Origin of the sequence: Oceanisphaera submarina (assembly GCF_046521305.1) — a bacterium.
GTDB classification, from domain to species: domain Bacteria; phylum Pseudomonadota; class Gammaproteobacteria; order Enterobacterales; family Aeromonadaceae; genus Oceanimonas; species Oceanimonas submarina.
In genome coordinates, this window is sequence record NZ_JBKGFN010000012.1 from 31,519 (window position 1) to 46,271 (window position 14,753).

Sequence of the window (14,753 nt, forward strand, 5' to 3'; positions counted from 1 at the left end):
GTTGCCAGCATCTACGAACAGGGTGTTGGCATAAACTCGATATTTATAACCAGGATGACAACTCTCTATGAACGAACAATTCAGTCTGGAAGGACATGCCTTTATTCCCCTGCACAACCTGCTGAAAGTACTCGGCTGGTGCGACTCCGGCGCCATGGCCAAGATGGTGATCGATGAAGGGATGGTACAGGTAAATGGTGAAATAGAAGTGCGCAAGCGCTGCAAGATAGTGGCCGGTCAGTGCGTTAGCTTTAACGGACAAGAAGTCGAGGTCACCGAATAACCATCATGAGGCCCAGAGTCGAACCCGCATCGCCCAGGGCACCGGCGGCCCCCACCAGGGAGGACGGAAATGCCGGAACGGCAGCAGCATGCGGACAGAGGGATCGGCTCTGCCGACCTTCCGTTTCAGGGACAAAACGGAGAGCGGACATGAATGTATCTACAGCGAGCCGGCGGAGCGGGTCCTTTATCCGGAATTGATATGACAATCAAACAGTTCGATTGTTTAATGGGCCAGGCATAAACCAGATGCACGGAAATCGGAAAACAAAAAGGGCTCATCATTTGATGAGCCCTTTTTGAGGATTTGGTCGGCATGAGAGGATTCGAACCTCCGACCCCTTCGTCCCGAACGAAGTGCGCTACCAAGCTGCGCTACATGCCGTCAACGGGGCGAGAATTTACAGAAATGACGGTATTGTTGCAAGCTATTTTTAAGCGCCGGCACTATTTAGATCCCAGCAGGCGTCGACTCCAGTCCGTCACTCGCCCCTCGGTCAGATAAGCTGTCGCTTTTTCACGCCAACTGCCTGATAAATAGTCTGATTCGGCCAATTTCTGTAACGCCGCCCGCTCGAAGCTCTGATTAAACACAATGTCACCAACCCGCTTCACCGGCATGTGCGGGCAAGGTCTCTCGACCAGCGTCATTTCGGCCTCCGGATCCACTTCGCCTTCTTCCAGTACCCGCAGCAACCAGCCCGTTCGACCATTGGCCTGCACCAGTACCGAGAAAAAATCATAACCGAAGCGAGCATTGAGCTTGTAGCAGGGCGAGCGCGGCTGGCTTATCTGGATCAGGGCCTCGTCCAACCGGTAGATATCCCCGATACAGGCCTCCGTTTCATCCAGGCCGATGCCGGAGATATTCTCGCCGAAGGCCCCCGGCGCCAGCAACGCGGATGAGGCGGTCAGCCCCATGCCCTGAAACCAGCTGCGCCAGAAGCCGTAATGCTCTCGCGGGTAGTAATGCAGCGCCCGCTCGGGCCCCCCGTGAAAGCGGCCAGATACCTGGGCGTCGTCGCTCAACCCGGTCAGACTGCAGAATTGCCGAACATTAACCGCTCGTTTATCGATGGCACTGCTGATGCTCGGGTTCAGCATGGCCGGCTGGCCCGCCAGTATTTTCACCTGCATGATGACCTCCCGCTGGCCTGAAACAATGAGATTAAGGAAATGCCCTGCCAGGCAGGTGGATTGAGTCTATAACAAAGTATGGGCTAACTCATTACGGGATCATCGGGGATCGACCGCCATGAAGAAATTGCTGCTATCACTGCTCGCCCTGTTCAGCCTGTCTGTGCAGGCAGCACTGACGGTCAGGATCCCGCTGCCGGAGCCCGCTCCGCCACTGTACCCCTACTATCGGCAACTGCTGACCCTGGCACTGGAAAAGAGTGGCGAAGACTTTGCCATTGATCAGGTAGCACTGAACGAACCCCAGCAGCGGCTGGCACAGAGGCTGCTCGAGGGTAAAACGGTCAATCTGCTCTGGATGGGCACCTCCGGCGAATACGAGCAGACACTGCTTCCGGTGCTGATACCCCTGCTTCGCGGCCTGTCCGGCTTCCGGTTGTTGCTGATCAACCAGACCCGGCAACAGGACTTCAGCCGGGTGCAGAGCCTGGGTGAACTGGCCACCTTTATCGGCGTGCAGGGCATCGGCTGGAGTGATATCGATATTCTCAAACAGGCGGGATTGAACATCAGTGCCGCCCCCCGAGACACCATTCTGGACATGCTGAATCGCAACCAGCATGTGGACTATTACCCGCGCAGCCTGGTGGAGGCCCACGCCGAGCTGGCCGCCACCACCGGGCACTATCCACTGCTGATGGCCGAACCCCGATTGCTGCTGCATTACCCTTTCGCCATCTATTTTTTCGTCAGCCCCGAATACCCCGAACTGGCCGAGGCCCTGAAACGGGGATTGACCCTAGCCTATACCGATGGCAGTTTCATGACCCTGTTCGAGCAGTACCCACCGATCCGTGCCAGCCTGCCGGTACTGCAACAGCCGAGATTACGGCTGGAACTCGCCAATCCCTTTATGAACGAATCCAGCCGCCGGGTGCCGGCGCAGTACTGGCACCCGGCCGCCCGGCCTTGAAAAACGGCCGTCGGCTGTTCACTATCATTGAGTCATGATCCTTGATGGAGTTACATCCGGTGAAAATCGCCTTTTTCAGCAGTCAGCCCTACATGCAGCAGCCTTTCGCCGCGCACAACCGGGACCATGGCTTCGACATCAACAGCGGCAAAATCGGCGCCCAGGGGCTGGACATCTGTGAAGAAGAGGAAAACCTGTTCTTCAGCGACAAATCCTGTGAAATCATCCATGATGACACCTTTCATCTGCGGTCGACCTACCCCAACGTGATCCTGACCGATCACCAGGCGTTTCTGACCCGGGAGGCACTCGCCGCCATCGCCCATATTACCCTGGACAACCTGCAACGGCTGTCCTGCAACAAACCTTGTGATAATCAAATAAATTAAGGAGTCGTTATGAAAACAACCATTGCCGCCACCGCCGCCCTGCTGCTGACCGCCTGCAGCGGCGGCCTCAAGGTGATCGAGTCCGATCTGCAGCATCACCACTGGAACCTGACCGCCATCAATGGCGTGGCCGTCGACCCGGAGATCAAATCGGATCTGGAAGTTGCCGAGCACTTCAGCATCAACGGCATGGCCGGCTGTAATCGCTTCTTCGGCAGCGCCACCCTGGAGCAGGGTCGTCTGAAAGCCGCTCCCCTGGCCAGTACCAAGATGGCCTGTGACCCGATAACACAACAAGTGGAAACCGCCGTACTGCACACCCTGAGCGAAGGCGCCACCGTCAACAACAAAGGGCAGCAGCTGGAGCTGGTCGGCGAGAAATATACCCTGACCTATCAACTGGCCGACTGGATGTAACCATGAACGAGCACTTCCTGATCTGCCCGGTCTGTCAGGCCAAAAACCGGATTCCCGGCGAACGACGGCAACAGACGCCAAAATGCGGTAAATGCAAGGAGTCCCTGCTGCCGCACCAACCGCTGACGCTGGACGGCCCATTCATGGACCGGCTACTGGCGAACGAAACCCTGCCGCTGGTGGTCGACTTCTGGGCGCCCTGGTGCGGTCCCTGCCAGAGCATGGCACCGGTGTTTTCTGCCGCCGCCGGCGAGATGAATGGCCAACTGAGACTGGCCAAGCTGGATACCGAGGCGCATCAGGCGGCAGCCGCCCGCTTCGGCATCCGCTCCATCCCTACCTTGATAGCTTTCAAACAGGGCAAGGAAGTCGCCCGCCAGTCCGGCGCCCTCTCCGCCGGCCAACTGCGGCAATGGCTACAGAGCCTGCCGGTATAAACGGAGATAAAAACAGGCTGCGTCCGAGGAAAATATTGAGCAAGGGATCATGGATTATCAGACGCGCAAGCTGGTATAAGAAGGTTTTTACTCCTGTGGAATGCATGATGGATCAACTCGAACAACAGCGCCTGGCGCACATCCTGAATCAGACGCGCAGCATTGCCCTGGTCGGGGCTTCCAACCGACCGGAACGAGCCAGTTATCAGGTAATGGAATACCTGCTGCAACACGGCTATCAGGTGCACCCGGTCAACCCGCAGCTGGCCGGCGCCGTCATTCTCGGCCAGACTTGCGTCGCCGAGCTGGATGAACTGGATCAGCCGGTGCAGTTGATCAACGTATTCCGACGTGGCGAATATGCCGCCGACATCGCGCTCGAAGCCATCGCCCATGACGCCCGGTGTCTGTGGCTGCAGGAGGGAGTTCAGAGTGCGGCGGCAGCCGAATCCGCCGCCGAGGCCGAGCTGGAATACGTCGAGGATCTCTGCATCAAGAAGGTACACCGACAACTGCTGGGCTAACCACCACATCCATTCCAAACAAAAAGGGGCCCTGGCCCCTTTTTGTTACAGACGATCAGTGCTGATGGTGCTCTTGCGGTGCTGTTGGCTCCGCATCCACGGCGACTTCCACCACTATGGTACCGGCCTGCTTGAAGTGCAGGGTCAGCGGGAAACGCTCACCGACTGCCGGCACCTGCTTCAGCCCCATCAACATCAGGTGATGGCCACCCGGTGCCAGCGTCAGCTCGCCACCGGCCGGGATCACCAACTCGTGCAGCTGGCGCATCTTCATCAGCTCGCCGTCCTTGATGTGGGTGTGGATCTCCACCTGGTCGGCAACCGGACTCTCGGCGCCCAGCAGCACATCCTCCGCCTCCCCCTTGTTGGTCACCGTCAGATAAGCCACCCCAGTGGTGGCCACCGGCGGCAGCGGCCGGCTCCAGGGGTGAGCAATGTCCAGGTTGCCGCCATGATAACTGTGAGCCGAGACCACGGAGGAGCCCAGCAGCAGGGCCGTGGCCAGCAAGGTGCGTAACGATGACATTATTTCATTCCTTTCAGAGGATTAGATCCGAACCATTGTAATAGGCGCCGGCAAAAAGGCCAGAGCATTAGCCCTGGCCTTCAATATGCGGAACCATGTCTCTCATGGCCTAGCCGGTTATATCCACCGCCCTGGTGGCCACCACAGCCTGTGCTTCTTTCGCCACCGAGCTGTCTTCCGCCCGTTTGCCCAACACTCGCAGCCCCAGCGCCATGGCCAGGGCACAGATGGCGATACCCAGCCACCAGGGCAGACCATAGGCCACCGGCACTATGCCGAACAGGGTAGCGATCACACCCACGAACAGCGCGTAGGGCAACTGGGTCCGCACATGCTCGACCAGACCACAGCCGGAGGCCATGGCGGCCAGCAGCGTGGTTTCCGCCAGCGGAGAACAGTGGTCGCCCCAGACGGCGCCGGCCAACACCGCCGCCACCGAGGCATAGAAGAGGTGCATAAACTCGGGATCACCGGCCAGACCGTGATGCAACAACACAGCCCAGGCCAGCGGCACCACCAGCGGCATCATGATACCCATGACGCCCCAGGACGAGCCGGTAGCGAAGGCGGTAAAGGCCGACAACAGGAACACACTCACCGGGATCAGCTCGGGTGTCAGGCTGTCGCTCAGCACGCTCACCAGATAATCGCTGGTATGCAGCGACTCGTTCACCGACGACAGAGCCCAGGCCATCATCAGTATGGTGATCGGCAGCAGCATGGACTTTACCCCCTCAAACCAGTAATGAGCCGCTTCGTCCATACTCAGAAGTCGCTGCACCTGCGTCATGATCAGCGCCACCAGGGTGCTGAGCAGCGAGCCCCACATCATGGCGGTGAAAGAGTCACCGTTGCCAAACACGTCACGCAACTGGTACTGGGCCGGGTGGCCCAGCTCTTCCATGCCGGTATACCAGATGCCGCCCAGGGTGGTCAGCACCAGCACCGTCATCGGAATGATGGCGTTCAGCGCCCGATGCGGTATGCCCGGTTTGGCATCGATACTGGCCTCTTCGGCGATGGCTTCCCGATCGGTCAGGACATCGTCGGCGTCCTGCTGTTGCTGCACCGCCCTGATCTCGGCCTTGAGCATGGGCCCGAAGTCACGACCGCTGAGGCTTATCATGAACACGAACAGCAGAGCCAGGATCGGATAGAAGCTGTAGCTGATGGTCGCCAGAAAAACCCCGTAGGCCGAACCCTCGAAGCCTTCAATCTGGCCCAGCGCCTCGTCGATCAGACCCACCTGAAAGCCTATCCAGGTCGTCACCAGCAGGATGGCCGACACGGGGGCGGCGGTCGAATCAACGATATAGGCCAGCTTTTCCCGGGAGATACGCAGCCTGTCGGTAATATTACGCATGGTATTACCGACGATCAGCGCATTGGCGTAGTCGTCGAAAAAGATGGCGGTGCCCAGCAGTCCTGTGGTGGTCTGGGCACTGCGCCGGCCCCGCACGAAACGGGTGATATGGTTGGCAATGCCGACGGTGCCACCATTGCGGGAGATGATACCCACCATACCGCCGATCAACAGACAGAACAGCACGATCGACATGTGCTCGGAATCGCTGGCGGCGGTCAGTACATGCACGTTGACCGAGTCCAGCACGCTGACCAGCGCCTTGTCACCGGCCATGCCATAGCTGAGCCAGCCGCCGGAACAGATGGCCAGAAACAACGCCAGTATCACCTGCCGGAACACCAGCGCCAGCACGATGGCCAGCAGCGCCGGCACCACCGACAGCCAGGCGGCAATGGCCGGACTGTCTACCTCGGCCAGCACGGTACCAACCTCGTCCACCAGGGTGATCCCGGCGTTATCGGTGCTGCTCAACAGCCCTTCCACCATGGCTTCGCCGTCGATAAAGGTCAGCGCATGGCGCTGCCCTTCATGCTCCAGCCACAATGGCTGCTCGGGTTCGCCGCTCAGGGTCACGCTGAAGGGAATTCCCTGCAGCACCAGGCCGGGCATGTCGATTGTTGGTGTTTCGGCCCGACTGATCGCCGGCGCCAGCAATAACAGCAAGACCAGCCAGATGCCGCCCAGGCCAAACCATTGTTGTGTTTTCATATTATTCCCTTCCATGGTAATTGAATTTTTTACCGGATTGTCAGACCGAGCGCAGATACCAGTCGAACTCCTGCGGGCTGACATTGCGCATAAACAGCAGCCGTTCACCGTGGCGGTTGGCGTGATATACCCGACAAAATTCCCGCCCCAGATACTCCGGCAGCAGTTCGTTGCGCTGCCACTGCTCCAGTGCCTGAATCCAACTGGACGGCAGGCTGGGCGGGTGGGAGGCATAACCGTTGCCCACCACAGGCGCGGGCGGGGTCAACCGCTGGGTGATGCCGTAATGAATGCCGGCCAGAATACTGGCCATCAGCAGATAGGGATTGGCATCGGCGCCGGCCACTCTGTGTTCCAGCCGCCGGGCCTCGTCACTGCCACCGGGAATGCGTACCGCCACGGTGCGGTTGTCGGCGCCCCAGGTCTGGCTCATCGGCACATAGAAACCGGGCTGAAAACGGCGATAACTGTTGGCGTTGGGCGCGAATATCACCATGGACTCCGGCATCAGCGTCAGGGTACCGGCGATGGCGCTTTTCAACACGGCACTGCCCAGGGGATCGTCCGCTTCGCCCTTGAACACATTGTTGCCCTGCTCGTCCAGCAGGCTGACATGAATATGGGTGCCGCTCCCCGCCTCCTGGTTGTAAGGCTTGGCCATAAAAGTGGCGTCCATCTGGTGGCGAGCCGACACGCCCTTGATCAGCCGCTTAAGCAGCACCGCCTCGTCACAGGCCTGCATGGCATTGTTTCTGTGCTTGAGATTGATTTCGAACTGCCCCGGAGCACACTCGGCGATGGCGGTATCCACCGGCAGACGCTGGGTTTGAGCCGCCTCGTGAATGGCTTCGATAAAGTCGCAGTGATCATCCAGATCCGACAGCGAATACACCTGACACTGGGTGTCCCGCTTGCCGGTGACCGGAGATACCGGCGGTTGTAGTTGCTGCCACTCGTCCCGTTCCCGATCGACCACGTAGAACTCGGTTTCCACCGCCACCACCGGAGTCAGCTTCAACTCGGCAAAACGGTCCAGCACTCGCTGCAACACATGGCGCGGATCATAGATAAAGGGGGCTCGGCTGTTCTCGTACATGCTCATCAGCACCTGGGCACAGGGCCTGTCCTGCCAGGGAGTGCGACTCAGGGTGCCAGGTACCGGAAAACACAAGCGGTCGGATTCGCCCTGATCCAGCCCCAACCCGGTTTCTTCTATGGTGTTGCCGTTGATGTCCAGCGCAAACAGCGAGGCTGGCAGGCAAATCCCGTCCTCATAGGCCTTGAGCAGGCTGTCTCGCGGGATGCGCTTGCCGCGGATCACCCCGTTGATATCCCCAATCATCAGGTCGATGGAATTGATATCCGGGTTTTGTTCCAGAAATTCCCGGGCTTCCTTCAGTCCTGCTTCCACCTCTACTTCATCCATCACGACCTCCTTGTTGGCCCTGGCAACTTTATTGTTGGCTTTTAATAAACACAAAGAACAATCATCGTTATAAAATAATCACCACATCAACGCAATCACCGCCCTCGAGAAATGGTTGCACATATGTTAAAAATAGCGACACTCATCACACAAACCCCAACAAATCACGATAACCGTTGTTAACCAACTTGGCTTTCCCGTCTGGTTTGTGCTCTTATTCTTTACAGTCACGGCATCGGTGATGTTAAATATATAAACCAACCAACTTATTGGGTAGCTACATGGAAAGAGCAACGCACAAACCCCTGATCGGGGTGACCGCCTGCCAGCGGCACATTGAAGGCCATGACTGCCACATGGTGGTCAACAAGTACGTGAATGCCCTGCGCCAGGCGGCAGGAGTAGAAGTGGTACTGCTGCCGGCACTGGAACGGGGGCTGGCGCCGGGTATTCTGGAGCGACTGGACGGCCTCTGCCTGACCGGTAGCTACAGCAACGTCGCGCCCCACCATTTTGAACAAGCACCCTGGCCCGGCGACTGTCGCTACGATGCCGATAGAGATGGCAGTGCCCTGTCGCTGATCAAGCAGGCGCGCCGACTGAAACTGCCCATGCTCGGCATCTGCCGCGGCCTGCAGGAAATGAACGTCGCCTATGGCGGCAGCCTGCGCCACAAACTGCAGGAACAGGCCGGCCTGCTCGACCACCGGGAACCGGCTCATGACTGGAAAGACAGCCACTATGAACCGGCTCACGACATCAGCCTCAACCCGGACGGCCTGCTGTATCGACTGACTCAAGCAACCGAGTTCAGGGTCAACTCCCTGCATCAGCAGGGTATAGACCGGCTGGGCCAAGGCCTGATCGCCGAGGCCCTGGCGCCGGACGGTCTTATCGAGGCCGTCAGCGATCCCGCCCAGCCCTTCGCGCTCGGAGTGCAATGGCACCCGGAGTGGCAGCCTGATCAGCATCCGCTGTACCAGGCCATTTTTACCGCCTTCGGCGCCGCCTGCGCCCGGCATCAAGAGATCATCAAGGTCTGAACAAGCGATGATAATTCGACCAGTCGAGGGCAGGCGGTAGCCTGAGCCAACCGTCGATGGCAGGGGTGCCATCGACGAGCATACAGGGAAGTACTTGCTGCGTGTTGGCGTGGCTGCTGCCTGCCCTCGGCGATTTCAGATCCGAACCCACATAAACGAAAAGGACATCATCATGCCAAAGTACGACACCCGGGAATTACGCCAGCAAGACGGCCGCCATCACATTCACCCCTTTACCGACACCAAGGAGCTGGACGGCAACAGCCGCATCATCACCCGGGCCGACGGTATCTATATTTATGATTCGGAAGGAAACAAAATCCTGGATGCCATGGCCGGCCTCTGGTGCGTCAACCTCGGTTACGGCCGTCAGGAACTGGTAGACGCCGCCACCGCCCAGATGACCGAGCTGCCCTACTACAACAACTTCTTCAAGACCGCCCACCCGCCGGCCATCAAGCTGGCCAGGAAGCTGACCGAACTGGCGCCCGAGCACATCAACCATGTGTTCTTCACCGGCTCCGGCTCCGAGTCCAACGATACCGTGGTGCGCATGGTACGCCGCTACTGGCAACTGAAGGGGCAACCGGAAAAGACCGTGATCATCGGCCGTCGCAACGGCTATCACGGCTCCACCGTGGCCGGTGCCAGCCTGGGCGGCATGGCACCCATGCACGAACAGGGCGGCCCCATGCTGCCGGATATCGAGCATATCGCGCAGCCCTACTGGTTTGGCGAAGGTCGGGAAATGGACCCGCAGGCATTCGGTCTGCTGGCCGCCCGCTCGCTGGAGCAGAAGATCAAGGAAGTCGGCGTTGATCGGGTCGCGGCCTTCATTGCCGAGCCGGTACAGGGCGCCGGTGGCGTCATCATTCCGCCGGAAAGCTACTGGCCCGAGATCCAGCGCATCTGTGATCACTACGGCATACTGCTGATTGCCGACGAGGTGATTTGCGGCTTCGGCCGGGTCGGTCAGTGGTTCGGCAGCCAGCATTTCAACATCAAGCCCGATCTCATGCCCATCGCCAAGGGTCTGTCTTCCGGCTATCTGCCCATCGGCGGCGTGCTGGTCGGCGACCGGGTCGCAGATCTGCTGATCGAACAGGGCGGCGAGTTCTACCACGGCTTCACCTACTCCGGTCATCCCGCCTGCGCCGCCGTGGCCCTGCGCAACCTGGAGCTGCTGGAAGAAGAAGGCATTGTCGAGCGGGTACGCAATGCCACCGGCCCCTACTTCGCCAAACAGTGGGCCAGCCTGGCCAGTCACCCGCTGGTGGGCGAAGCCCGCAGCCTGGGATTGCTCGGCGCCCTGGAACTGGTGGCCGACAAGGACACCATGGCCCGTTTCGAGACCGGTATCGGTGGCCAGTGTCGGGATAACTGCTTCAAGACCGGCGTAGTGATGCGCTCGGTGGGCGAAACCATGGTGGTATCACCGCCACTGGTGATCACCGAAGCCGAGATCGATGAGCTGGTTGCACTGGCGCGCCAGAGCCTGGATCTGACCGCCCGCCAGCTGGGCATCATGGACTGAGGAGAAACACATGAATCCATCATCGCTTGCCGACTGGCAGGCCCGGAGCGAACAGCTGCGGCCGGAAGGCCGCGCTTTTATCCAGGGCCAGTATTGTGATGCGGTCAAGGGCGACCGCTTCGCCACCCTCAATCCGGCCAACGGATTGCCGCTGGCCGAAGTCGCCAGCTGTGACGAGCAGGATGCCCAGCTGGCAGTCACTCATGCCCGCGCCGCCTTTCGTCGCGGCGACTGGTCGGCACTGGCGCCGACGGCCCGTAAAAAAGTCATGCTCAGGCTGGCCGAGCTGGTCGAGCTGCACGCCGAAGAGCTGGCTCTGATCGAGACTCTGGACATGGGCAAGCCCATCAGCGACAGCCTGAATGTGGATCTGCCTTCCGCCGTCAACTGCCTGCGCTGGAACGCGGAGGCCATCGACAAGGTGTATGGCGAAGTGGCCCCCACCGACACCGACAGCCTGGGGTTAATCACCCGAGAACCACTGGGCGTGGTGGCCGCCATAGTGCCGTGGAATTTTCCGCTGATGATGGCCTGCTGGAAAATCGCCCCGGCGCTGGCCGCCGGTAATGCGGTGATCCTCAAGCCCTCGGAAAAATCACCGCTCAGCGCCATCCGTCTGGCGGCCCTGGCCCGGGAAGCCGGCGTTCCCGACGGTATCTTTCAAGTGTTGCCGGGCTTTGGCCACACCGTCGGCAAGGCGCTGGCGCTGCATCAGGACGTCGACGCCCTGGCCTTTACCGGCTCGACCCAGGTCGGCAAGCTGCTTACCCAGTACGCGGGCGAGTCCAACCTGAAGCGTACCTTCATGGAATGTGGCGGCAAGAGCGCCAACATCGTCTTTGCCGATGCGGGAGATCTCGACAAGGTGGCGAGGGAAGCCGCCCAGGCCATCTTCTTTAACCAAGGCGAGGTGTGCATCGCCGGCTCCCGCCTGCTGGTGGAAAACAGCATTCGCGAGGAACTGGTCGAGCGCATCATCACCTATGCGCAAGACTGGCAACCGGGCAATCCGCTGGATCCGGCGAGCGCCATGGGTGCCATCGTCGATGCCACCCAGCTCGACGGCATCCGCAGCCATGTGGCCAAGGGCATAGAACAAGGTGCCCGCCTGCGACTCGGCGGCGAGCCGGTGCTGACCGACCGTGGTGGTTACTACTTTCCGCCGACGGTGTTCGATCGGGTCGACAACCGTCAGGCGCTGGCCCGGGAAGAGATCTTCGGTCCGGTACTGGCGGTGATCGGCTTCGACAGCGCCGAAGAAGCGATTGCCATCGCCAACGACTCGCCCTACGGACTGGCGGCGGCGGTCTGGACCCAGAACCTGGACAAGGCGCTGAACACGGCGCGGCGACTGGAGTCGGGCCAGGTTTATGTCAACAACTACGCCGGGGGCGACATGACGGTGCCCTTCGGCGGGGTCAAACAATCCGGCAACGGCCGGGACAAATCGCTGCATTCACTGGCGGAATACAGTCAGACCAAGACCACCTGGATAGCGCTCAACCGCTAATACCCCCGGGACAAGGCCATCAACACACTTCTGGCTGGCCCGCCGGCTCCGCCGTTTCATTCCCGAGGCGGCGGAGTCATGCCGACCAGCTTGATCAGCGTTTGCAGCTCCCGCTGCACCGACTCGTCAAACGGAAAGCCGATGTTGATACGCAAACAATCCCGGTAACGGTCGGAGGCGGTAAATAGTCCGCCGACCCGGATATCCAGCCCCGCCAGCTCCGCCGCCGTACCAAGCGCCCCGGCATCCAGCCCCGGTATCTGAATCCACAGCACCAGGCCGCCATCCGGCTGGGAAATCCGGCTGCCCACGGGCAGGTATCGGGCAAGATAATCGAGATAATGCCGTTTGTGCTCGGCCAACCGATAGCGAGTGCGCTTGAGGTGCCTGGCATAGGCGCCGACCTCGATGAAATCGGCCAGCGCCAGTTGCATCAAGGTAGGCACGCCAAGCGCCCGCTGCACAACCGGCTGAAAATAGCGCCCCGGCCGACACCAGCCCAGACGATAGCTGGGCGACAGGCTCTTGGACACGGAGCCGCACCAGATCACGAAGCCCCCCTCGTCATGATAGGCGGCCGGCAGCGGTACATGCTGGTGGTGCGCCAGCTCGAGATAGACATCATCTTCAATCATCGGCACCCGATAACGATTGGCCAGCTGCGCCAGCCGCTGTTTCTGTGCCATCGACATGGTGAGGCCCTGGGGATTCATGTGCGTGGTACAGAACAGACCCGCCTGCACGGTACCGAGCCGCAAGTGGTGCTCCAGCTGATCCAGATCGATCCCCTCTTCCAGTGATGGAATTTCCACGATACGCAATGACAGCTGAGACAGCACCTCCAGCAAACCGTTATAACAGGGCGAGCTGATGGCAACGGCATCACCGGGCCGGGTACAGACTTCGAGCACGGTTTTCACCGCATCCATGCAGCCATGTGTGATCACCAGCTCATCATCATCGAGCGCAAAGCCGCACTGGCCGAAGTGTCCGGCCAGTGCGGCGCGCAGTGCCGCTTCGCCTTGCGGCGCCGGATAACGGCTCAGACCCGCAGCCGCACGTTTCATGGCCCGTCGAAAGCTGCTCTCCAGGGCCCGCTGGCTGGTCTCTTCCAGAAACAGGCGTGAGGTGCCAAGGGGTCCGTTCAACGCCGAAGCGTGACAATGCTGTCCCGAGAGGACGGCGACCCGGCTTTCAAAGGGTTTCCATTCGGGATGCCCGACAACAAGTCGCTTAGGTGCCACGAAAAAACCTGCCTTGGGACGCGCCACCAACCAGCCGAGAGACTCCAGCTCGGCGTAACAACTGACGGCGGTGGACAGGCTGACCCCGTGCTGCCGGGCGAATTGCCTGAGCGACAGCAGGCGATCACCGACGGCGAGTTTACCCGCCCGGATATCATCGATAAATTTCTCCGCCAACTGCCTGTATTTCGCCATGCCACCCCATCTGTACCCATTAATTTCAAAAAAATTGTATCTGTACCGACTGCTACCCGCAAGCGACACTGAGGCTGTCTCACACAAACAGGAGGGAGGGGCGGATGAAAGGTCGGGATTTATTACTCATCATCTTGGTGATGGCCATTTGGGGATTCAACTTTTCGATGATCAAGCTCGGAGTGACCGATATGGATCCGCTGTTGATCGCGGCGGCACGCTTTTTCTGCGCCACCTTTCCCATCATTTTCTTTATTCGCCGGCCCAATGTGCCCTGGCGTTATCTGATGGGTTATGGTCTGGTGTTTGGTACCGGTATCTGGGGCATGGCGTCGAGCTCCATCACCTTCGGCCTGTCGTCTGGCATGGCGTCGGTGCTACTGCAACTCGACGTGCTGACCACAGTGCTGGTAGGCGTGCTTTTTTACAAGGAGATAATCTCCCCTCGTATGTGGCTCGGCATGACGATAGCGTTGGCGGGGTTGCTGATTTCCATTGTGTACACCAATGGCAATGTGACCCTGGCAGGCGTGATCTTCATCCTTATTTCGGCGATTTGCTGGCCACTGGCCGGGGTCATGGTACGCCAGTCGGGTACCCGCTCGGCCTTCGCCTTCAACATCTGGGGCATGCTGTTTGCACCGCTGCCGCTGATCGGCCTGAGCGTGCTGTTCAACGGAGTCGACATCCTCGCAATCACCTATCGACAGTGGGATACCAATGCCTGGATTTCGGTGCTGTTCCAGGCCTACCCCACCACACTGTTCGGTTACTGGGTATGGAACAAGATGCTGCTTCGCTACCCGATGAGCCAGATGGCACCGCTTACCCTGCTGGTATCGGTATTCGCACTGGTCAGCGGCTACCTCATTTACGGCGAACAACTTTCCACCGCCCAGTGGGTGTCGTGCAGTGCCTTCCTGCTCGGCGTCGGCCTGGTGCTTTACCGAGGCCCCTTGCCCCGCGGCGTGGCCGGACCCGCAGCACAGAAGCCGGTTTCCTGAGAGTAATGACGGACTGAGGTTGTCAGGCGTTGGCATCA

Annotated in this window: 15 protein-coding genes and 1 tRNA gene; 10 read left to right on the forward strand and 6 right to left on the reverse strand. The window is 59.8% G+C overall.

Annotated elements, in window-relative coordinates; genetic code table 11:
• Positions 1–67 precede the first annotated feature (67 nt).
• A complete protein-coding gene (ybcJ, locus tag ACLEIV_RS12330; protein ID WP_410456939.1) occupies positions 68–283 on the forward strand; it encodes a ribosome-associated protein YbcJ in 216 nt (71 codons plus the stop codon).
• Between the two features lie 307 nt (positions 284–590).
• Here the strand turns inward: ybcJ and ACLEIV_RS12335 are convergent.
• Together ACLEIV_RS12335 and ACLEIV_RS12340 are read right to left on the reverse strand one after the other, a co-directional pair.
• Positions 591–667, reverse strand: a tRNA-Pro gene (locus ACLEIV_RS12335).
• A gap of 62 nt (positions 668–729) precedes the next feature.
• Positions 730–1,419 carry an MOSC domain-containing protein gene (locus tag ACLEIV_RS12340; RefSeq protein ID WP_410456940.1) on the reverse strand — a complete coding sequence of 230 codons (690 nt, stop codon included), beginning with the start codon at positions 1,417–1,419 and terminating at the stop codon, positions 730–732.
• A 118-nt stretch (positions 1,420–1,537) separates the two neighbouring features.
• Between ACLEIV_RS12340 and ACLEIV_RS12345 the strand changes: the two genes are divergently transcribed.
• The 5 genes from ACLEIV_RS12345 (at position 1,538) to ACLEIV_RS12365 (ending at position 4,159) form a co-directional block, all read left to right on the forward strand.
• Positions 1,538–2,392, forward strand: coding sequence for a hypothetical protein (locus tag ACLEIV_RS12345; RefSeq protein WP_410456941.1), 855 nt, complete (start codon positions 1,538–1,540; stop codon positions 2,390–2,392).
• Between the two features lie 59 nt (positions 2,393–2,451).
• Complete coding sequence (locus ACLEIV_RS12350) at positions 2,452–2,781, forward strand: Rossmann-fold NAD(P)-binding domain-containing protein (protein WP_410456942.1); 330 nt, start codon at positions 2,452–2,454, stop codon at positions 2,779–2,781.
• Positions 2,782–2,790: 9 nt separating this feature from the next.
• Complete coding sequence (locus ACLEIV_RS12355) at positions 2,791–3,198, forward strand: META domain-containing protein (RefSeq protein ID WP_410456943.1); 408 nt, start codon at positions 2,791–2,793, stop codon at positions 3,196–3,198.
• Positions 3,199–3,200: 2 nt separating this feature from the next.
• On the forward strand, positions 3,201–3,635 hold the full coding sequence (gene trxC / locus ACLEIV_RS12360; RefSeq protein ID WP_410456944.1) for a thioredoxin TrxC: 435 nt from the start codon (positions 3,201–3,203) through the stop codon (positions 3,633–3,635).
• A 104-nt stretch (positions 3,636–3,739) separates the two neighbouring features.
• Entirely contained in the window at positions 3,740–4,159 is a 420-nt protein-coding gene (locus tag ACLEIV_RS12365) for a CoA-binding protein (protein WP_410456945.1), read from the forward strand.
• Between the two features lie 55 nt (positions 4,160–4,214).
• On the opposite strand, the gene ACLEIV_RS12370 is transcribed toward ACLEIV_RS12365, so the two are convergent.
• The 3 genes from ACLEIV_RS12370 to ACLEIV_RS12380 all read right to left on the reverse strand — a co-directional run bounded on the left by ACLEIV_RS12370 (position 4,215) and on the right by ACLEIV_RS12380 (position 8,185).
• Positions 4,215–4,685 carry a copper chaperone PCu(A)C gene (locus ACLEIV_RS12370; RefSeq protein ID WP_410456946.1) on the reverse strand — a complete coding sequence of 157 codons (471 nt, stop codon included), beginning with the start codon at positions 4,683–4,685 and terminating at the stop codon, positions 4,215–4,217.
• 109 nt (positions 4,686–4,794) lie between these two features.
• Complete coding sequence (locus tag ACLEIV_RS12375; protein WP_410456947.1) at positions 4,795–6,759, reverse strand: Na+/H+ antiporter NhaC family protein; 1,965 nt, start codon at positions 6,757–6,759, stop codon at positions 4,795–4,797.
• Between the two features lie 40 nt (positions 6,760–6,799).
• Positions 6,800–8,185: a glutamine synthetase family protein gene (locus ACLEIV_RS12380; protein WP_410456948.1), complete on the reverse strand. Its 1,386-nt coding sequence runs from the start codon at positions 8,183–8,185 to the stop codon at positions 6,800–6,802.
• Positions 8,186–8,466: 281 nt separating this feature from the next.
• Between ACLEIV_RS12380 and ACLEIV_RS12385 the strand changes: the two genes are divergently transcribed.
• The 3 genes from ACLEIV_RS12385 to ACLEIV_RS12395 all read left to right on the forward strand — a co-directional run bounded on the left by ACLEIV_RS12385 (position 8,467) and on the right by ACLEIV_RS12395 (position 12,272).
• Complete coding sequence (locus ACLEIV_RS12385; protein ID WP_410456949.1) at positions 8,467–9,228, forward strand: gamma-glutamyl-gamma-aminobutyrate hydrolase family protein; 762 nt, start codon at positions 8,467–8,469, stop codon at positions 9,226–9,228.
• A gap of 172 nt (positions 9,229–9,400) precedes the next feature.
• Positions 9,401–10,762, forward strand: coding sequence for an aspartate aminotransferase family protein (locus ACLEIV_RS12390; protein ID WP_410456950.1), 1,362 nt, complete (start codon positions 9,401–9,403; stop codon positions 10,760–10,762).
• Positions 10,763–10,772: 10 nt separating this feature from the next.
• Positions 10,773–12,272, forward strand: coding sequence for an aldehyde dehydrogenase (locus ACLEIV_RS12395; RefSeq protein WP_410456951.1), 1,500 nt, complete (start codon positions 10,773–10,775; stop codon positions 12,270–12,272).
• Positions 12,273–12,328: 56 nt separating this feature from the next.
• Here the strand turns inward: ACLEIV_RS12395 and ACLEIV_RS12400 are convergent, their stop codons facing one another.
• Complete coding sequence (locus tag ACLEIV_RS12400; protein ID WP_410456952.1) at positions 12,329–13,711, reverse strand: aminotransferase-like domain-containing protein; 1,383 nt, start codon at positions 13,709–13,711, stop codon at positions 12,329–12,331.
• Between the two features lie 104 nt (positions 13,712–13,815).
• On the opposite strand from ACLEIV_RS12400, the gene ACLEIV_RS12405 reads away from it, so the two are divergent.
• Entirely contained in the window at positions 13,816–14,715 is a 900-nt protein-coding gene (locus tag ACLEIV_RS12405; RefSeq protein WP_410456953.1) for an EamA family transporter, read from the forward strand.
• Positions 14,716–14,753 lie beyond the last annotated feature (38 nt).